At 57.9% G+C, this 17,981-nt stretch carries 21 protein-coding genes and 1 pseudogene; 11 read left to right on the top strand and 11 right to left on the bottom strand.

Features of this window, described 5'->3' with window-relative positions; genetic code table 11:
• The first annotated feature begins 110 nt into the window (after positions 1–110).
• From MUG98_RS24515 to MUG98_RS24485, 7 genes are all read left to right on the top strand, one after another.
• On the top strand, positions 111–653 hold the full coding sequence (locus MUG98_RS24515; protein WP_265110013.1) for a hypothetical protein: 543 nt from the start codon (positions 111–113) through the stop codon (positions 651–653).
• Positions 654–682: 29 nt separating this feature from the next.
• Positions 683–1,045 carry a hypothetical protein gene (locus MUG98_RS24510; RefSeq protein ID WP_265110012.1) on the top strand — a complete coding sequence of 121 codons (363 nt, stop codon included), beginning with the start codon at positions 683–685 and terminating at the stop codon, positions 1,043–1,045.
• Between the two features lie 309 nt (positions 1,046–1,354).
• Positions 1,355–2,230, top strand: coding sequence for a CPBP family intramembrane glutamic endopeptidase (locus MUG98_RS24505; protein WP_265110011.1), 876 nt, complete (start codon positions 1,355–1,357; stop codon positions 2,228–2,230).
• A 127-nt stretch (positions 2,231–2,357) separates the two neighbouring features.
• The gene (locus MUG98_RS24500) at positions 2,358–3,209 is read left to right on the top strand and encodes an ABC transporter ATP-binding protein (protein WP_265110010.1); all 852 of its coding nucleotides are present in this window, start codon (positions 2,358–2,360) and stop codon (positions 3,207–3,209) included.
• On the top strand, positions 3,206–4,009 hold the full coding sequence (locus MUG98_RS24495) for a hypothetical protein (RefSeq protein ID WP_265110009.1): 804 nt from the start codon (positions 3,206–3,208) through the stop codon (positions 4,007–4,009). The genes MUG98_RS24500 and MUG98_RS24495 overlap by 4 nt, the downstream gene beginning before the upstream one ends.
• A gap of 124 nt (positions 4,010–4,133) precedes the next feature.
• Positions 4,134–4,910 (top strand): CPBP family intramembrane glutamic endopeptidase, encoded by a 777-nt coding sequence (locus MUG98_RS24490; RefSeq protein WP_265110008.1) that lies wholly within the window; start codon positions 4,134–4,136, stop codon positions 4,908–4,910.
• A gap of 88 nt (positions 4,911–4,998) precedes the next feature.
• A complete protein-coding gene (locus MUG98_RS24485; protein ID WP_265110007.1) occupies positions 4,999–5,337 on the top strand; it encodes a hypothetical protein in 339 nt (112 codons plus the stop codon).
• Between the two features lie 96 nt (positions 5,338–5,433).
• Here MUG98_RS24485 and MUG98_RS24480 read toward each other — a convergent pair whose 3' ends face one another.
• Complete coding sequence (locus tag MUG98_RS24480) at positions 5,434–6,264, bottom strand: IS5 family transposase (protein WP_265112520.1); 831 nt, start codon at positions 6,262–6,264, stop codon at positions 5,434–5,436.
• A gap of 627 nt (positions 6,265–6,891) precedes the next feature.
• Between MUG98_RS24480 and MUG98_RS24475 the strand changes: the two genes are divergently transcribed.
• Positions 6,892–7,317 carry a hypothetical protein gene (locus MUG98_RS24475; protein WP_265110006.1) on the top strand — a complete coding sequence of 142 codons (426 nt, stop codon included), beginning with the start codon at positions 6,892–6,894 and terminating at the stop codon, positions 7,315–7,317.
• A 368-nt stretch (positions 7,318–7,685) separates the two neighbouring features.
• Here the strand turns inward: MUG98_RS24475 and MUG98_RS24470 are convergent, their stop codons facing one another.
• From MUG98_RS24470 to MUG98_RS24445, 6 genes and pseudogenes are all read right to left on the bottom strand, one after another.
• Positions 7,686–8,021, bottom strand: a complete 336-nt coding sequence (locus MUG98_RS24470; RefSeq protein WP_265110005.1) for an SHOCT domain-containing protein — start codon at positions 8,019–8,021, stop codon at positions 7,686–7,688.
• Positions 8,022–8,027: 6 nt separating this feature from the next.
• A complete protein-coding gene (locus tag MUG98_RS24465; protein WP_265110004.1) occupies positions 8,028–8,444 on the bottom strand; it encodes a DUF302 domain-containing protein in 417 nt (138 codons plus the stop codon).
• A 94-nt stretch (positions 8,445–8,538) separates the two neighbouring features.
• Entirely contained in the window at positions 8,539–8,895 is a 357-nt protein-coding gene (locus MUG98_RS24460; protein ID WP_265110003.1) for an SHOCT domain-containing protein, read from the bottom strand.
• Between the two features lie 66 nt (positions 8,896–8,961).
• Positions 8,962–9,264, bottom strand: coding sequence for a hypothetical protein (locus tag MUG98_RS24455; protein ID WP_265110002.1), 303 nt, complete (start codon positions 9,262–9,264; stop codon positions 8,962–8,964).
• Positions 9,265–9,433: 169 nt separating this feature from the next.
• The gene (locus MUG98_RS24450) at positions 9,434–10,033 is read right to left on the bottom strand and encodes a helix-turn-helix transcriptional regulator (RefSeq protein WP_265110001.1); all 600 of its coding nucleotides are present in this window, start codon (positions 10,031–10,033) and stop codon (positions 9,434–9,436) included.
• Between the two features lie 122 nt (positions 10,034–10,155).
• Positions 10,156–10,380 (bottom strand): annotated as a pseudogene (locus MUG98_RS24445) (YHS domain-containing protein); the annotation flags it as partial.
• 785 nt (positions 10,381–11,165) lie between these two features.
• On the opposite strand from MUG98_RS24445, the gene MUG98_RS24440 reads away from it, so the two are divergent.
• Together MUG98_RS24440 and MUG98_RS24435 are read left to right on the top strand one after the other, a co-directional pair.
• The gene (locus tag MUG98_RS24440; RefSeq protein ID WP_265110000.1) at positions 11,166–11,465 is read left to right on the top strand and encodes a hypothetical protein; all 300 of its coding nucleotides are present in this window, start codon (positions 11,166–11,168) and stop codon (positions 11,463–11,465) included.
• 27 nt (positions 11,466–11,492) lie between these two features.
• On the top strand, positions 11,493–12,302 hold the full coding sequence (locus MUG98_RS24435) for an SRPBCC family protein (RefSeq protein WP_265109999.1): 810 nt from the start codon (positions 11,493–11,495) through the stop codon (positions 12,300–12,302).
• A 43-nt stretch (positions 12,303–12,345) separates the two neighbouring features.
• Here the strand turns inward: MUG98_RS24435 and MUG98_RS24430 are convergent, their stop codons facing one another.
• From MUG98_RS24430 to MUG98_RS24420, 3 genes are all read right to left on the bottom strand, one after another.
• Positions 12,346–13,836, bottom strand: a complete 1,491-nt coding sequence (locus tag MUG98_RS24430; protein WP_265109998.1) for an ATP-binding protein — start codon at positions 13,834–13,836, stop codon at positions 12,346–12,348.
• Positions 13,833–14,267, bottom strand: a complete 435-nt coding sequence (locus MUG98_RS24425; protein ID WP_265109997.1) for a hypothetical protein — start codon at positions 14,265–14,267, stop codon at positions 13,833–13,835. Before MUG98_RS24425 ends, MUG98_RS24430 begins: the two co-directional genes overlap by 4 nt.
• 293 nt (positions 14,268–14,560) lie before the next feature.
• Entirely contained in the window at positions 14,561–15,787 is a 1,227-nt protein-coding gene (locus MUG98_RS24420; protein ID WP_265109996.1) for a dihydrolipoamide acetyltransferase family protein, read from the bottom strand.
• 229 nt (positions 15,788–16,016) lie between these two features.
• Here MUG98_RS24420 and MUG98_RS24415 point away from each other — a divergent pair, with 229 nt between their 5' ends.
• On the top strand, positions 16,017–17,000 hold the full coding sequence (locus MUG98_RS24415; RefSeq protein ID WP_265109995.1) for a zinc-binding dehydrogenase: 984 nt from the start codon (positions 16,017–16,019) through the stop codon (positions 16,998–17,000).
• A gap of 66 nt (positions 17,001–17,066) precedes the next feature.
• Here MUG98_RS24415 and MUG98_RS24410 read toward each other — a convergent pair whose 3' ends face one another.
• The gene (locus MUG98_RS24410; RefSeq protein WP_265109994.1) at positions 17,067–17,879 is read right to left on the bottom strand and encodes an SDR family NAD(P)-dependent oxidoreductase; all 813 of its coding nucleotides are present in this window, start codon (positions 17,877–17,879) and stop codon (positions 17,067–17,069) included.
• Positions 17,880–17,981 lie beyond the last annotated feature (102 nt).

The raw sequence follows: 17,981 nt of genomic DNA, 5'->3' as shown, positions 1-17,981 counted from the left end.
AAAGCGAAACCACTCATTCTGAAAGACTGATCGTTGCCGGTAGCCCAACAATGTGGGGTGAAGCTGAGACCAGACGACAGATTGACAACGTGTTCCTTAGAACGTCCAAGATGGTCCTCGATCGGCGAACGGCCCCCCATCTCGCCGGAACAACGGTAGCCACAGCTCTTGGAGGCTGTGCATCACTCACACCCGGTGCCACCACGGATCCAAAGAATGAATATAGCCTCTCACTCGGTCAGATCAATCAACCACTTGTTGAATACGCCCTCTACCATCCAGACGAATCGGTATACGACCAGCCTGCCCACAGGGCATTATCCGAGATTCTTCCCGACGGACAGCATACGACCTACGGCTATAGACCACTGCCCGAGGACGCGTACGTTTCCCACGATGATCGTTACTATCAGACGAAGATCGTCGTCACCGGTGAGCAGCGAATGGAACGATCGTTCGTTCGCGTCATCTCCGTTCCAAAGGAGCAGGCGCCCGACGATGCCCCCACGGTCGAATCACTCGCCCAACCCGTCGGACGCGTCATCAAAATCCTCCACAGTTACACAGTTACAAACGGGAAAGCGGAAGTGCGGATCTGCTTCGTGACGATGCCTACGTATTACGGCGGCCGTACGAACAGAACAGTCGGCTAACCGATGATCTCGACGGGCAAATCGTAGCGGTGGATTCCGACGGTCACTGGGCCTACCGAATCAACGTCACCACTGAACAGCTTCACGAACCCGCATATACGACGCTCGCTGTCGAAGTCGCCGCGACGACAGACGCATTCCGCGACATCGCATTCGCCGCCAGAGTCGATACCCGACTCGACCCAGCCGAACTCGACACGCCCGTTCAACAGTTATTAGAACAAGTCATCGCTCAAGACACATATCAAGAAACGACTCCGCTCTCAACGGAGTATACAAATCTGATCGACGCGCTTGACCTCGAACACATCGAGACTGCCTCAAACGGCCATCACCTCTGGTACGACGACATGCTGTACCGATACGGCCTCTACATCAACGACGCGAACTAGCCCCCACTCTCATTCGCTTCGAGAGACGCCTGAGGTGTACTATCTGCCCCGTTTCCAGTCAACTATGGTCTCCCGTCAAACACTCCGGAACGCCCTTCTCGGCCGTGACGTAGCCATCGCCTACGCGATCACCGTCGCAAATCGGGTCGAATCTCGTGCGACATTCGCGCCCTGTATTCATCACGACGCCTAAAACCTATCAGCGATTGTGGGTTTCAACAAGGCCACTCAAACGTATTTGAGTAACCGGTCTGGCAATTGGTAATCAATATGACAATATTTATCCAGTCATCGTAAGAAGCATCAGCTATGTCACCACCTCGCCTCTCATTCATCGATGACCATCCCGTCGCAGCGTTCTTCATGGGCGCATACGCGTACACGTGGATCGTTTCGGCCCCGGCCGCGTTCATGGAAGAGAGTTGGACCCCATGGATTCTCATCTACGTGGGCAGTTTCGGGCCGCCGGTGAGCGCAGCGGTGGTAACGTGGTTACGAGGCGACGACGTCAGGGCGTGGGCACATCAGATCGTTCGGTGGCGAGTCGGCTGGCCCTGGTGGGTCGCCGCCTTTGGGCTACCGGTTGCTATCGTCGCGGTCACCACAGTGGTTCTCGTGGTTATCGGCGGCCCGGTCGACCTCGATCAACCCCTCCAGTCACCCGTTCTGATCGCCATTGTCTTCCTCTTCGGACTCACGGTCAGCGGTGGGTTGAACGAGGAACCAGGGTGGCGAGGGTTTGCACAACCCTATCTGAACGATCGGTACAGTGCGCTGACGGCGAGCCTCATCATCGGCGTGGTTTGGGCGGGCTGGCACCTTCCATACTTCTTTATCCCCATCACCCCCCAGTCCGGATTCACGCTCGCAAATCAGATCGGGTGGTTCTTCGGAATCGTCCTGTTGTCGATCATCCTCGCATGGAGCTACAACAACACGGGCAGCGTGCTGATCGCGATGGTTCTCCACGCCATGGTGAATACCGCCGACATACTCCTCCCGCTGGCTCCGGACCTACTCGTCGTCGATGGTGTCGTCGACGAAACAGCCATCGCAACAGTTACGGCAACACAAGTGATGGTCCAGTTGCTGGTCGTCCTCGCTATTGTCGCGTACTTTGGCCGGAAATCCCTCTCTCGCGGGGAGATACCGGGGGCAGCCTACATCAGAGGGGAAAACCGGTGATCGTGAACGCACCGCACCGACAGCACAACTGCAAGCAACCGATGGAGGGACTGTAACCGTGGCTGTGATCGAAATCGACGATGTTCGCCTCTCTTACGACGACGTGACGGCACTGGACGGACTCTCAATGACGTTTGGTCCGGGGTTCAACGTCGTCCTGGGGCCGAACGGCGCGGGCAAAACAACGCTGTTCCGCGTCGGTGCCGGCATTCTCCCGCCGGACAGCGGCGACGTAACGATCGACGGGACGGACCCCTTTGCGGACCCGTCGGTGAAGACCAAAATCGGGTACTTGCCGCACGGCACGCCCCTGAACGGCCAGCTGACGGTTCGTGAGAATCTCGACTACTGGGGACGAGTACTCGGCCTCGATGCACAGACTCGGGCGGAACGAATCGAGCAGACGACCGCCACGATGGCCGTCGACGACCTCCTCGATCGGCCCGCAACGGATCTGAGTCGTGGTCAACGCCAGCGGGTGACGATCACCCGGCTGTTGCTCAGCGACCCACGGGTGCTGTTCCTCGACGAACCGACGACCGGACTGGACCCGAGTGCAGCGAAGGTGCTCCGGGATCAGTTGGACGGTCTGGCCTCGGAGGGTCGAATCCTGTGTTACTCGACGCACAACCTCTACGAGGCCGAACTCCTCGCGGACGAACTCGTGGTTATCAAAGACGGGAGGGTCGTTGCCCACGGGCCGAAAGACGAACTCGTCGGGCGGCTCAAAGGGGAGGGATCGCGGGAGATCCGCATTGAGGCCAACGTGGATCCCGAACTGTTCGCCGAAATCGGGGTCGAGGCGCGTGACGTGCGGGACGGCTGGGTCGTAACACTCCCGTCAGAGTGGTCCGTGAGTGACCTCGTCACGTCGCTCGTCAAGCATGGGGTCGCCATTGAAGCCGTCCACGAGGAGGAGACGTCGCTCGAAGAGCTGTATCGTCGGTTGACCGAGGACGAGGAGGTGAGGGTCCGATGAGCGCGACGCCGGGCTGGTGGACGCTCGCGAGAGCCGTCGTCTGGAGTGAACTCCGAGGGCGCGGCTGGCGGCTGTTTGCCTTCCCGGTCGGAGCGGGCCTGCTCTTCCTGGGGCTGCTCGGGGTCACTGCCGTCACTCCCGGCGTCCTCACGGGTACGACCCGCGAGGCACTCGCCGCTCAGGCGGGCCACTACTTCACCGGCATGGACAGCGACACGGCGCTCCTGCTCGCGATGCTGGTCATCCAGGGGCCGTACTTCATCGCGATGACCGGGGCGGTCCTGTCGGTGCTCATCACCCAGACTGGCGTCGGACAGCGGTTAGCTGCTGGTGAACTGGAACTCCTGTTGAGCGGCCCCTATCGCGAACGGGAGGTGTTCGTCGCGCTGATCGCCGGCTCGTTCGTCCTCGCGCTGCTGATGATCGGCGTATTGATGGCGATCGCCTTCGGCGGATCGGCGCTCGTGCTCGTGTGGGCCGACGTGACGTTGACGACGAACGCGTTCCGGCTTCTCGGAACTGGTCTCCTGACACCGATCCCGCTGGCGCTGTGGGCAACGTTCCTCGCGGTCGTCGTTTACCTCCGGTTCCCGAACACACCCGTCAACGGCACGGAACCCGGCAATCTTCTCATACTGGTCGGCATCCTGCCGGCAGTGTCACTCGTCGTCTTGCCTACCGCGGTCCCCTCGATCGATCCGCTCCTGCTCTCGGTCGGTGGAATCGCCGTCTCGCTGGCAGCGGTCGGGATCGGCTGGGCTAGCGTCAGACAGTGGCTCGACGTAAAGACGCTCCTGTAGGTGAGTTTGACCAAGGAATACCACACCCATGAGTTCTGAAAACGAAGGCGAAATTGGCAGTGCTGGCACCGACATACGCACGGCGTCATCGGACACGGGACACTGGTGGACGTTCGGTATTTTCGTGACGAGTACGTTCGCGTTCTCCTGGGGTCTGTGGACCCCGCTCCTGGTCGGGCTGGCCCCGTCGTCGCTGACTGTTCCCCTGATCATGCTCGGCGGGTTCGGTCCGTTCGTCGGGGCTCTGATCACACTCCGATTCACTGGACGGAGCATCCGTGGGTGGCTCCGCTCGAACCTGCGCTACCGCATCCCGCTCCGGTGGTACGCCATCGCGCTCGCCGTACCGCCGCTGTTTATCCTCGTCGGGAGCGTCGTCTACGTGAGCGTCTTCGACGCGTCGTTCGCGCTCGACGAACTAGCGTCCCTGTGGATGTTCCCTCTCGCCCTCGTGCTGGCGTTCTTCCTCGGCGGCGGCCAGGAAGAGCTGGGCTGGCGCGGGTTCGCACAGCCCGCTCTCCAAGACGGCATCTCGGCGTTGTCGGCCAGCCTGCTCGTCGGCGTCGTCTGGTTCGTCTGGCACGTCCCGCTGTTCTACGTGCCGGGGAGCTCCCAGGCCGGGGTCCCCATGGCCCCGTACGCCGTCGCCGTGGTCGCCACAGCGGTCGTGCTCGGCTGGCTCTACAACGCCTCGGGGAGCCTCCTCGTCCCGTGGTTGTACCACGCCAGCCTCAACCCCGCCGGTATGTTCTTCCTGGCCGGCGTCGCCGGACTGAAGACAGCCGCCGGGTACGGCTCGTACGCGCTCCTCGTCGCAGCCGTCGCGATCGTTCTGCTCGTCCACTTCGGTCCGGCTGACCTCGCAGCGAGGTCTCGGGTTCAGCTCTCGAACCTCGTTTGAGTTGTCTCCGTCCTGGCCAAGCGAGAAATCACGTCAGAGCGGTCGCTTAGCGAAGCTCTTTTGATAGAACAGTAAGGGGGTGATGTTTGTGTACAACACTCCTTCCTCTTATCTCGATTACCCGAATGATGCGCTGATCGCCAGCGAAAACGTTGAATCGATATTCGGGATCGGTCGTCGGAATTTTACCGGGTTTCCGAACGTCGATCGAAACGGGAGGATACGCTGCCGGTGGGATTCTATCGACGGCCCCGGATATCGCCGGATTCGTCCGATCGGTATTCACCGGTGCGGTGTTAGAGGAGAGGACGAGTTACTCGGAGAGATGCGGACGTTCGTTGACGCCCTCGACGAAGATGTTTCGGAGCAACAGGGCTACGGCCCCGGTATTCGACACTTACGGATTGACGGCGAGGATGAGCTCTGACACACCGGTACGATTCCTGGCTATTCAGCGATCGCAATCCCGTTGACATTTACGTAACCTATCTGGGCCTTGTTTAGACGCGTGAGATCAGTGGTGTTAGAGCCTCACAGCTTGCTCGATGTTTCTGACGGCGGCCTCTAGGACGAGTTCTCTGAACTGGCCAAACCACGTTCTGGTCCGCAACGTCTCGCCGAACCGATGTGTCAGTGCGAAGAAGGTCGCTTCGACGATCGAGCGGCGGCGATAGACGTTCTCGTCGTGGCGAGCGTTGTGCGCCTTGTCGAGTCCATAGAACTCACGATGTGTAATCACCGGGCGAATACCAGCATTTCTGAGTTTGTGCCGCAGCGCGTCCCAGTCGTAGCTTTTGTCGGCGGTAATCGTGGTGAGCTGGATGAGATTTCTCGTCAGTACCTGCCGTCCAACTTGTGTGTCGTGTGGATGTTTCATCGAACAGTGTACGTCGAGGATCGAACTGGTATCGCAATCGACGAGTGCTGTCGTCTCGATATCGTCAAAGTTGTAGCCGACGCGGAGAACGTAGTGACGGCTGGCTTGATGGCGTTTGAAGCCGGTTGCACCGATCGCCTGAACGTCGCCGAGTTCGTGTAGTGAGACAGACAGCCGCAGCAAGACTCGCCAGACGCGCATTTTGAGATCCTGTTTCCGTGTGCAGACGGTGGTGAAGTCCGGTAGCTGATCCACCGCAAGGCCGAGTTTCGCGACGATTCCGGGCATCTCGTACAGAATGTCGAGCATCCGTCGATAGGGCTGGTTCAGGTACTCTCGAAGGCCGTGGATCGAGACGATCACCCAGTCAGCGTAGCCGCCGTCACCCTTCTCGATCACCGGTGCTGGCTCGCCAGTAACAGCGTTCTGGGACAAATCGACACATCGGTCGGTGAAGCGGGCGAGTTGAGACGGCATACTCGCCGCTTCCTCACTCAACGCCACATAATCCCGGTCGAGACGGCAACTGAGCGGCGTCTAAACGTGGCCCGCGCGCTGTATTCACAGCAGACTCTGTCCAAACTACCGAGTAGCTGTCGAAAGTGGCGTGGAACATGTGGAGGATGGATTTAGCTTCTGGTTCGGTGTCCGCGTCTCCAGCCCGATGTTCTGGACCCGTGTTATCCGGCTCCGCCAGCACCTTGCCGGCGGATGAGCTGTAGCGCAACAGGGCTCGGTAACGTCCTTTATCGACGAGACACTGACAGACTTGCGCCGTCTGTTCAGCAGAAATCGATCGACCTACCCCAATGCCGTCAGAAGTACCGTGCTGCATAAAGTGGATGAGTTTAGCACGACGGCTGCGTTTGTTTCATCCCGAAGTCAATGAATCAGCTGTTCAGTAGATATGCGCACTGATCACCCGTCCGACGAACTGGATGCCTGAGTGACGGCGTCAACAGCCTATTTCCTTCACGAATTTATAATCATAAAATACTTATAATATCTCCAAGTTGGTGTGATATGCCCACTTCTCCATTGTCTCGCTCGTCGGTCGCCGACTGGGACAGGCTCACGTTTGCTGGCTTGCTGGGAGGTATCGTCGTGATCGGGCTGGCCGTGCAGACGTTCGTACTGGTGCGATCCACGGTCCCACCGGCCGAACTGGTACGAGTCGCGCTGGTGCCTATCGTGGTCGGAACGCTCGCATACGTCCGCAACCGTCCGACAGCGGCAGCCTTGGAACTCGGCATCGTCGCAGTCTGGGGGGTCTTCGCCCAGCGGATCGCGAGTTACGCTTGGTATATAGTTGTCATACCCTCCTTCGCGGGCGAAGTCTCGATCTCGGCCACACTGCTGTCCGGTGCCGCTGTGCTCCGCCTGATGGTACTGTTGCGGTTTCTCGGAATGGCCGCCGTCTTCGCCGGGTTCTACGCCGCAGCGGCGTCTCGACGCGATCGACCGATCGTGAGCGTAATCACGTTGTTTGCCGTTCCGGTCGTGTTGGTCGTTATCTATGCGATCGTATAGCACCGCGTGACATCTTGGGCGGCCCTCATCACATGGAGAAGGACAATTGTACGACCGCAGTGAGTAACTCCCCGCTGTAAGAAACCGATTCGGACTTCGTGGAGAGGCCAACCGAACGGTACGTATCCTATACGAAGCATTCGCCCTTTTGGCGGCGTACTGGCCGGTTAGCATATTCGAAACGCGTTTGGCGACACGACAGGCAAGCGTTGAGACTCTCTAAAACAATTTTGTATTCAATAACAGCCGAGTCGGCACTCGTTTCGTCCAGATACTAGAGAATCGTATTTCTGTTGTCAATATGTGGGTGCGGGATGCCAGAAAAATATCAGAATTTTCTAACAAGTGATAAATAGTTTAGAGACTGGTCACTCGGATCGTTCGAGCTTGTCACGTCGAGCTTCGAATTCTTCATCCGTGAGATCGCCACGGGCGTACGCCATACGGAGTTCCTCCATCGCGGGATTGTGAGACGTCTGCGTTTCGCTTATGCGCCGGAAGACAAGGTAGCCACCGCCGATAAGCACGAGGAGGAGGATGATCGGGATGAGCATCCCGACGAACGGCCACCACCCGCCTGTACTACCATACTGGCCCATCATCCCGCCGAATCCCATGCCCATCGTGAGCAAGGGAAGGACGACGATTGCTCCGAGGATCAGAAGCAGTATCGTCGTAGCGTCTAGTTGATCCGATGAAGACATCGCAAGTCAGGCCTCCGATACGGGTTCAAATTCGTCTGTAACGGCTGCCAGTACACGATCGAATCGCTCGGTGACCTCGGTCGCGATGGAGTCAAGCGCGTCGTTGTCTGCGATCCCGACCAACTGCCCCGGGTCAACCGCACTCACTACGATGTCACCATCATCATTCTCATAGACGATGACGTTACAGGGTAAGAGCGCACCGAGTTCGATTTCTTCGGTCAATCCTTCGTATGCCAGCGGGGGATTACACGCACCGAGGATCCGATACTGACGGAATTCTTCGTCGAGTTTCTCTTTAAGTGTCGCCTGGATATCGATGTCACAGAGGACACCGAATCCCTCATCTTTGAGTGCAGCATTCGTTGCGTCGACGACGTCGTCAAACTCACCAGTGACTGAAGTCTGTATTGTGTATTCCATGGGATTTCATACCCCGTTGCCGGGGTTAATGTTTGGTCCCGCCCCGGCAGCCGTTGGGCGGGAATCGTGTTGGACGAGACTACCTCTCGCTCGTTCATCCGGACTGTTCGAGCTGTTTTCGTCGCTGTTCGAACTCCTCGTCGGTGAGTTCACCGCGGGCGTAGCGCTCGCGGAGAACCGATAGCGGTCGTGTATCGTTCTCTCCAGACGCTCGATCGAGGAGCTTGTAGGCGATGTAGAGCGGGATGGCAAGCAGGAGTCCCATCCAGAGGAGACCCCAGAGGCCCATTCCACCGCCGAATAGCCCCCAGCCGCCGCCACCCATCATACTACCGCCGTAGCCTCCGCCACCGTGAGCAGCTGCAGTGCCTGTTGCTGCAACCAACAGCGGAATGCCGAGCATGGCGATTCGACGAGTCGTCCGTCCGAGGGTGTTGGTGTAGTGTGTCATCGTGATCGTTTGTTGGGTAATTCGAGTGTTTATCGTGCTAAACGAATGAAAATCGAACGGGGATCGTTAGCAGCCGTGTCCCTGTCCGTTCATCCCGGCGGTGGTGTGATTGTTGTCCGCCATATCCTGGGCCATTTCATCGACGGTCACGCCCATGTGTGATTCCATCTCGTCAACGGCATCTGGCCCCATGTGGTCGGTCATGTGGCCTTCCATCCAGGCCGACCAGTCCGCTGCTTCACCGTCAGCTGCCGTCTCGTTCCCTTGCGTTGGTTCGTCACCGTGTGCGCTGACTACCGGGGCTGCAAACGCGAGTCCGACGATCGCAAGCACCACGAGCAGCCACCTTCCGAGGTTTTTGTTGGTCATTGTCCTTCGCCTCAAGTAGTCCTACGGGGGATCCGGAGTTATCTCCGTGGGTGTAAATCCAAACAGGAGATCGTTCGAGAACGTCTATAGCGGCTGCTAAACGTTTTGTATCGCGAAGATCGTTCATACCCGCCGAATTCGAAGGTTCCGACCGTCCGATAGCCCGAGACTATTGTCCCGGTTGTTGTTGCCGAAGGTCGTCGCTCGGATAAATGCGATATGTCCGACCTTGCCGCTCCCGGTACAACAAGCCGCGCTCTTCGAGAGAACTCACAGTCTGGCTTACTTTGCTTTTCGAGAAATCGGACCGATCACGTAATTCAATCTGCGTGATACCGGGAGAATTCAGAACAGGCTCTAGGACGCGTCGTTCGTCGTCCGGTAAGAGATCGAGAATACGCGCCCCAGGGTTCGCTTCAGGATTGATAGATTCCCCTTGCGTGTCCCCATTATCCATCGACGCAGACGCCTCCGACGATGACGGATCGAGATCGACACCCTCCACATAGACGGTCTCCTCTGAACCTGTGAGTTCCCCCCGAACCAGGAAATAGACGCCACCGATAACGGCTGCGACGAGAACCGTCCCAAACACGTACCAGAGTGGATCTGGTCCGTGCATTGTCCCCATCGACGAATCCATCATCGAACCCATCGACTGTTCGACGGCACGACGCTGTTGATAGGCCCGCCAACTGAGTGTCCCGCCGGCTAAGAGGACGAACCCGAGGAGCACTCCAACGACGGTATCCGCTCGACGGCGGTTCATATGACGACCCCTGGCTGCGAGACCGGACTACTCATACGGTCATTTTGGGCTCGACGGGTGTGTCAATTACGAATTTAGCAGCTGAGATCACGATCTCCCCACAGGAGATAATCGATGAGTATTCAGTGGTCGTGGTCATGGCTTGTTACCTGTGGACTTTGATCGGCAAACTCCGTCGGATTTTCTTCGAACGTTCGCTGGCAGGTGGTAGAGCAGAAGTAGTACGCCGTTCCCTCGTGGGATGCGCTCGGACCATCGTCGTCGGTCCCGTCGGTCCGCATTCCACAGACGGGGTCACGGTACTGGCCAGGCGTACCGAGGCCACGACGATGCACGTCCAGGAGAAAAAGAGTAACTGGATGCGTTTTCTGGGCTTTCACGTCACTGTGTGAGGGGGCAGGCATCTTCTTGAATCCAGCATGAGCGTGCGCGTTTCGGTACTGCGAGAACGTGTCCCAGAGTCGGAGTGCCGCTGGCGGAGACGGTGCACCGTCCGCCCGTTGGATCCGTACGTACTTACCCAGTTGTCGTGCAACGTCCGTCCGGACCTCCACATCAAGCCAATCGACATCCGTGCCATGCTGTTCATATAGTAGCCGGTTGAGGAAGAGTTCGCGGGCACACTCGAGCGCAAACCAGTGCTTATGATTGTCGTAGTAGAATTGCACCAGATCGCGTTCGCGCTCCAGTTCGCGCTGTGTCAACGTGCTTTCCGCTTTCTCGTCCCCCTCGATGGACTGCTCGAGTTCGAACGGGGCAAGTTCCTCATCCAGCGGCGACTCGAGAACTCCGTCGAGAAGGGCGGCTTGCAGATCTAGACTATCACAGCCATCTGTTTTGTTAGTTGTTCTTAAGAAACTGAAGGGGTAGGCGGCGTCGGTCTTGTATTCAAAAGCTATCCTTGCTATCAACTGTGGTCACCCGTTCAAGATTCGTGTTCAGACTCATCAGTTCTGCGTGTCACTGGCTCCAGTCGGTGGTTACTGCTTGTTCTCCTGACGGACCGGTCACACGGATATGGGCGTTGTCCGCTGTTTCCTCCCGCGATAATCTCGTGCCGTGCTAATAGAGCAGCCCTCCCTTTCGATTTGTAAGAGAAATCCGTATGAAGGAGTCGAGCGTATCTCTAGTCATGAGCACTACTACCACAAACCAAGATGCGTACGAAATGGACTCCACCGCCAGTGGGATGCACCTCGACGCGCTGGCGCTCGCCGGAGCTGCAGCTGTACTCTCCGCCGTCGTGATGCTCCTGCTCGGTGTGTTCGGAGCGATCGGTGTCTATGAGGGTGCAGTCGAAGCGATGGAACAGTGGCACCTGTTCTTCGAACCGACCGTCGTCGGGACCGTGGCGGGCATGGTAGAGGCAGCTGTCATTAGTTTCGTTCTCGTGTACGCCTTCGCGTGGTTGTACAACGCGTTCGCACGATGAGAGCGGAGTGAGATTGGAGACGCTACCATGTACGTCACCGACAGAGCGGAAATCGTCATCGACGCCAGTCCCGAAGAGATCTGGGAGTACGTGACTGACCCGGTCCACTGGACGGCGTCGAACCCCGAGGAACACTACGGGCTCGAATACGACACGCCCGATAACCGCCCCCGTGAGGGCGCGACGTTCCACCAGGCCGAAGAGGTCGCCGGGATGTACGCCGACCTGCACGGTCGCTTCCCTTACATCGACTATCCGAACGTGGCAGTCTGGACGGGAACGGCGTACTATCCGCTCCTTCGCGGGCTCATCACCGTTCGGATTCCCGAAGGTGGCACCATTCGACTGGAGGAGACCGAAGACGGAACGCGGATGTCACACGCCGTCTGGATGGATTTCCCGAACACCCGTCGTGGCCGAGCGTTGAAGTGGATGTTCACGACCGTCCTCAGCGGGAAGGCGAAACTCTACGACCACACGAACAAGGAACTCGTGTACTTCAAGGATCGTATCGAATCGGCGCCGCCTACGGAACCAAAGCCATCGATTGGTCACTGGATTCAACGCCTTTCTAATGGAACGTTGTTATTCAAATCTACTTGCGCCGAAAATATTCTACGATCAAATCACTCGCAGTTTATGCTGTATATACGCCTTGTATCTTGCACGAGGTTACGAACACTCTCTCCAACTGGTAGGAATGCGGCGATCAACAAGCACGCTCAATCTCCTGTTGGATTCCTCGAATCGCGGGCAAATCAAACCGCTGTAATTAGTTCTATGACACCCTCGGTGAGTGGCTATTCGGGAAGTGTCTTAGTTTCGCTGAAGTCCTGAACCAGGTGAAGCGCGATCTGGTCACTCTGGATGTCCCGTTCCGCTATCCGTTGTCGGAGTCTTTTTTGACGATCTCGGTTCGACAGACGATCCAGACCGCGGCGTCGTTCTCGAGGTGTTTTTCCACGTGTTCCAGTTCCCGTGGATTGTTTTCCATCGCGACCTCGACTGCCAGGTCTGTGTTTCCCGTGCTGACGTAGACATCCGCATCATCACGTTCAAGCTCGGCCGGCCAGCCTGCCTCTTCGAACCGTTCTCTGATCCGGTGTTGCCAGTACCGATGGACGATACCGCCTCGTCCCTCGAACTGCGGGTTGACGTCGAGATTGTCTTCGACGTATACCCGACCTTGCTGGGTGAGTTCCAGTAACTTCCGTTGGTCCCCACCTTTGACCTTTCTCTCGATGACGAGGCCGTGGTCGACGAGTTCGTTCTTCAGCTTGTTTTCCTTATACCGGCTCGGAAACTGCTGGTATTGCTCGAGCAACGGCTTGAACGGGTGATCGACCACGTCTTCGAGGAGGAGTTCAGCGTCTCTGGACACCCCCTCATCACCGTGATCGTTGCTGGACTCCGACCTGGTCCGATCGCCCGTCCGGCCACCGCTGAGCATGTAATCTAACCGGGGTGTGATTTCACGCGGTTCGTGGGCGAGTTGCTGCCACGCTCTGCGTTGGTGGTTCTCCAGTTCCTGATCGGAAATCGTCTTCTCTACGCTGTATTTCCGGAGGTACACTGGAATCGGATCCCTGTTCCCGACCTGTACGATCGCCTCTCCAACCTCGAGCCGTCGTGCGAACGCTTGCTGGCGGTCGGACAGCGATATCGAGTCCACAATCGCACGAAACTGTTTCTGATCGCCGATCGGCAACAAGACTTTGGTCGCAGTGTTGGCCTTGATCGAGTCGGTGAGTTTCGACGCTTCCTGATCCGCGACGACGAGTCCTTCACCGAACTCACGCATCTTCGCGGTCAGTTGATCGATTTCAGGGATCCCCGCGGCGTCCTGGCGTTCCTTGTAGACGGAGAACACCTGCTTTCCCTCGTCGAGGAAGAAGACGTGTTCGAGTCCAGTATCTCGCTGGTTCTGCGCCAACCGGTACTCGTAGACGGACGCGAACAGGATCTCCATCAGGAAGTTCTGGAGATCGCGGTTGAGGCCGTCGAACTCGAACACGATGTTCCGATCGAGCAGCGTGTCCAAGGCAGGGCCGTGGCTGCAGTCGAAGACAGTACCCGCTACAAGGTTCATCGCGTCCAATCGGTTGAGGACGGTGTCGCGATAGTTCGACGTCTTCCGGACATAGTTGATGTTCTCGTCCCAGATCAGGAGTTCGAGTTCGTGGAGGCTCGGGTACGGTGGCGACCGGTCGTTGAACAGGTCGTAGAGCTTGTAAAGCATGACCACGTGCTTCAGCAGGTAGTTCTTGGAACCGGACAGCAGCGCCGTCGCGTGACCGAAGATTTCGGCGGAGACCTGTGCCCAGCGCAGCGGAGGAACTCCCTCTGGCGGCTTCAACGGGTTGAACTTCAACTCCGACCACGGCAACACAGGAGGTCATCCCACTCGTGGATGAGGTGGCGGTAGTCCTGCTTCAGGTCGAAACTCCAGAACGGCACCTCGAGTTGGCACATCAGGTTGTAGAAGAACGTGGTCTTTCCCGCACCGGACTGCCCGACTGCGAGGAGGTGCTTGGTGAGGTCATCAGGACTGATACCGACAGGGCGCTGCTGAGGAGTCGTCCCCAACTGAATCGAAGCTGGGTGTCCGTCCTCGGGAAAGGGATAGATCTGCTGCTCCGCCGCTTTCACTGCGAAAATCTGGAGTGCATCCTCTGTGAGCGACTGGCTGCTGGTAACGGTGGCTGCCTTGAGTAACTCGTCGAGGTTCGGATCCTGGACCTCCAATTCGTCTGCGAGACGCAGCAGTCGCTCTACCCGGGTGCGATTCTCGTTTCGACTCACGGGGACCGTTTCGAAGCAGAGTCTCGGATACCTATGGGAAGGGGACGGTTCGGATGAAGTAGCCGGTTTGACTATGGACAACAGATCGAGTGACTCAAGAGCGACACACAAACTCTCGCTGTCTGACTCTTCTAATTACAAGCGCCTGAAGAATTATCCGACACCGTTAGATGGGTTCTCGTGATAGGATTTCGTCCTCTTCTGGATCGCGATGAGTGTTCCCTTTCCTGTTCTGCCGTGTGATTCAGCCGCCAGTCAATCGGATTCCAGCCATCGCAAAGAACAATAGATGGCTATTCCACAAGGTTTGTGTCAAAAACCGCCTCCGGTTCTTCGACGTACTCCGTGAGTCGTTCCAAGAACCGACCGGAATCCGCTCCGTCGAGAACGCGATGGTCAATAGTCAGACTCATGGTGATCACCTTCTCGAAACCGACGGATCCGTCGCGTTCGACCGGCGCGTATTTCCGCCGGCCGAGCGCGAGGATCGCAACCTCCGGCGGATTGATTATGGAGTACGAAATGTCTATGTCGAAAACGCCGACGTTCGTGACGGTGAACGTTCCTCCTCGAAGATCTTCGGGGGTATGATCGCCTTCCAGAACCCGCTGAACGAGATTGTGGCGATGCTCGGCGAGTTCCGGAAGGGAACGATCGGTCACCGTTCTAATCACCGGAACGACAAGCCCCCGCTCTCCGTCGACGGCGTACCCGACGTTCACTTCGTCGATGAGCTTGTGTTCTCCGTCTTCGAAGTGAGCGTTGAATTCGGGAAGATCTTCGAGTACCTGCCCTACCAGAGATACCAGCAGATCGTTCAGCGATACCTCGACGTCGAATCGATCCGTAAGTTGGTCGCGAAACGTTTCGAGTTGTTCGATGGGAATCTCTCGAGTTCCCATAACGTGTGGTTTCTCCCGTGCGCTCCGACTGAGCCTGTCAGCGATAACTTTTCGCGTTCCGGTCAGCTCCGTCGATTCGACGACCGTGAGATCTGGTTCGTCCACGGGTTCCGGCGGCTGCTCGCTTTCCATCGCCGTCAAGTGCTCTTCGACGTCGTCTTCGGAGATTGCGCCTTGTGGACCGGTGCCCTCGATTTCGCTCAGATCGACGTCCGCCTCGCGCGCTCGTCGTTTCGCACGCGGCGTAGCCGTGATGTCTGGTGACGAATCCGTTTCGCTTGCCGGTTCGGACCCCCGTTCGGAAGCGACTGTTGACGCGCCCTCTGTCGACGGTTCGCTCTCGTCTTCGATGTCCGTGAGCGATGGCGGCGTCTCTCCTTCTTCGCCGACGACTGCGAGCGGCTTTCCGACTTCGATGGAAATCTCTTCCCCTTCCTCGACGTACGTTTGCAGTAAGGTGCCATCCGCCGGCGACTCGATCTCGGCGCTTGCCTTGTCTGACTCGAGCACGGCGACGACATCCCCCTCCGAGACCTGGTGACCACGCTCGACTTCCCACGAGACCAGTTCGCCGTACTCGCTCAATCCCAGTTTCGGGATCCTGACGATAGTTACCATACAGCTATGAATATGGTTTGACCAATTAAATCTGATCCAGACACCTTATACATCGAATCGTCGAGACGCGATACATCAGCTCTCCGAATTGGTATTCACAGTTTCGATGGTGAAGTAAACTATATCCACTAGATTGTAGTATGACAACACTGGCATGAAGGCTGCCAGATTGTACGAACCGCACGATCTCAGAGTGATCGATATCGACGAACCAGGGTTGGAACCTGGAATGGTCGAAGTTGATATCGCCTACACGGGGATCTGTGGATCGGACGTTCACGAGTACAAGATTGGTCCGGTGCCGATCCGTGCGGAGGATCAGGATCACCACATTCGGGAATCGGAGTGGGACGAACAACTCCCGAAGAATATGGGACACGAGATCGCCGGAACGGTGACAACGGTCGGGGAGGGTGTCGAAGACGTCTCCGTCGGCGATGACGTCGCGCTGAACATCCTCCTGTCCTGTGGAGAGTGTCAGTACTGCCGCGAGGGGAAAGTGCAGCTCTGTACCGCGTACGACGGCGCGGTAGTGGATAGTGCCGGGTTCGCCGAGTCGATCGTCGTTCCAGCCGAGGCTGCGGTCCCAGTTCCCGATTCCGTGCCGCTTCGACACGCCGCACTGGCCGAACCGATGAGCGTCTCCGTTCACGCTGTCCGACGGTCGGACCTGCAGATGGGTGACGACGTCGCCGTCTTCGGTGCTGGCCCGATCGGACTCGGCATCGTCGACGCCGCGATTGCTGCCGGGGCGAATCGCGTGCTGGTTAGTGAACCCCGAGAAGCGAGACGAGAAATCGCGGCCGATCTCGGCGCAAGTATGGTCGTCGATCCGCAGGAAGAGGAACCGATCGATCGGTTTACCGAAATCTCCGATGGCGGCGTCGATGTCGCCTTCGAGGTCGCCGGCGTCAGCGAGACGTTGACGCAGTCGATGCGATCGACGAAATACGACGGAACGGTGGTCGTCGTGAGCGTCTTCGAGGAGAACGCGTCCATCCATCCGAACGACATCATGCAGGCGGAACGAACCGTTACGGGGGCGTTCGCGTACGTGGACGAGTTCCCGATGACGCTCTCGATGATGGCCGATGGTCGTCTCTCTCCCGAGAAACTTGTCACTGGAGAAGTGCCGCTGGAAGACGTCGACGACGCGTTCGAATCGCTGATCGATCCGGAGAGTACCGACGTCAAGATCCTCGTGGAACCTTGACATCCTCCCTATCCTGAAAAGCGAGGATTCCCGCGCTGGGATAGTAAGTGCCCAAGTGTGGGAGCGTCAGTCCTCGAACGCTCCCATCTCGTCGAGCGTATCCCAGTAGCTGTGGAGACCGCGGATGTGCTGTCCGCCGTCGACATAGATCGTCTCCCCGGTCACCCATTGTGCATACTCGGAGCAGAGAAATGCGACTACGTTCGCGACGTCCCCCGGTTCGCCGAACCGTCTCTCGAGTACCGTTCGGTCGAGGAACTCCTCGCCGATCTTGCCCTCGAGAAGCCCGTTTTCTTCGGTCATCGGTGTTCGCGTAGACCCTGGTGCGACGGCGTTGACCCGAATTCCGTGACGGCCGGCCTCTGCCGCGACGACTTTTGTGAACTGACTTACGCCGGCCTTCGCAGCCGAATAGTGGGGTAAGCCGTCGGTAGCGGCGCTGTAGTTCAGCGAACTCACGTTGACGATCGCTCCATCGTGACCTGCGTCGAGAACGTGATTGAGGACCGCTTTCGTGCACAGGAACGGGCCGTTCAGACAGACGTCGACCGTCTGCCGCCACTCGGATTCGGGCATTTCCCAGGTCCGGGCCAGGTCTGCCGCACCGGCGTTGTTGACGAGAATCCCGATCTCACCGAACTGGTCGACGGATCGATCGACCATTCGGTCGACGGTCTCCGAATCCGTCACATCACAGCGAATAGCGATCGCCTCTCCGTCGTACGTCTCGGTGAGTTCTTCGCTCGTTTCGCGGGCACCCTCCTCGTCGATGTCAGCAAGAACGACCGACGCCCCGTGCTCCATGAGCTCCTCGGCGATCCCGCGTCCGATGCCTTGCGCACCACCCGTCACGATAGCATGATTGTTAACTAATCGCATGGCCCCATTCGCAATATCTTTCGATATAAAACTACCTGGCGCCCGTAATTTTCTGACCGTTCTTACGGATTACACCCGAGACGAGCAGTAGATTCTCGTCTA

It is taken from the genome of Halosolutus halophilus (assembly GCF_022869805.1).
Classification (GTDB): Archaea; Halobacteriota; Halobacteria; order Halobacteriales; family Natrialbaceae; genus Halosolutus; species Halosolutus halophilus.
This window is presented reverse-complemented; position numbering and strand designations above follow the sequence as displayed.

Bases quoted from the DNA above. Each gene is read 5' to 3' on its own strand.
- MUG98_RS24515 (WP_265110013.1), top strand. From the start codon at position 111: ATGGTCCTCGATCGGCGAACGGCCCCCCATCTCGCCGGAACAACGGTA.
- MUG98_RS24505 (WP_265110011.1), top strand. From the start codon at position 1,355: ATGTCACCACCTCGCCTCTCATTCATCGATGACCATCCCGTCGCAGCG.
- MUG98_RS24500 (WP_265110010.1), top strand. From the start codon at position 2,358: ATGACGTTTGGTCCGGGGTTCAACGTCGTCCTGGGGCCGAACGGCGCG.
- MUG98_RS24495 (WP_265110009.1), top strand. From the start codon at position 3,206: ATGAGCGCGACGCCGGGCTGGTGGACGCTCGCGAGAGCCGTCGTCTGG.
- MUG98_RS24480 (WP_265112520.1), bottom strand. From the start codon at position 6,264: ATGCCGTCTCAACTCGCCCGCTTCACCGACCGATGTGTCGATTTGTCC.
- MUG98_RS24470 (WP_265110005.1), bottom strand. From the start codon at position 8,021: ATGTCTTCATCGGATCAACTAGACGCTACGACGATACTGCTTCTGATC.
- MUG98_RS24465 (WP_265110004.1), bottom strand. From the start codon at position 8,444: ATGGAATACACAATACAGACTTCAGTCACTGGTGAGTTTGACGACGTC.
- MUG98_RS24460 (WP_265110003.1), bottom strand. From the start codon at position 8,895: ATGACACACTACACCAACACCCTCGGACGGACGACTCGTCGAATCGCC.
- MUG98_RS24455 (WP_265110002.1), bottom strand. From the start codon at position 9,264: ATGACCAACAAAAACCTCGGAAGGTGGCTGCTCGTGGTGCTTGCGATC.
- MUG98_RS24450 (WP_265110001.1), bottom strand. From the start codon at position 10,033: ATGAACCGCCGTCGAGCGGATACCGTCGTTGGAGTGCTCCTCGGGTTC.
- MUG98_RS24440 (WP_265110000.1), top strand. From the start codon at position 11,166: ATGAGCACTACTACCACAAACCAAGATGCGTACGAAATGGACTCCACC.
- MUG98_RS24435 (WP_265109999.1), top strand. From the start codon at position 11,493: ATGTACGTCACCGACAGAGCGGAAATCGTCATCGACGCCAGTCCCGAA.
- MUG98_RS24420 (WP_265109996.1), bottom strand. From the start codon at position 15,787: ATGGTAACTATCGTCAGGATCCCGAAACTGGGATTGAGCGAGTACGGC.
- MUG98_RS24415 (WP_265109995.1), top strand. From the start codon at position 16,017: ATGGTCGAAGTTGATATCGCCTACACGGGGATCTGTGGATCGGACGTT.
- MUG98_RS24410 (WP_265109994.1), bottom strand. From the start codon at position 17,879: ATGCGATTAGTTAACAATCATGCTATCGTGACGGGTGGTGCGCAAGGC.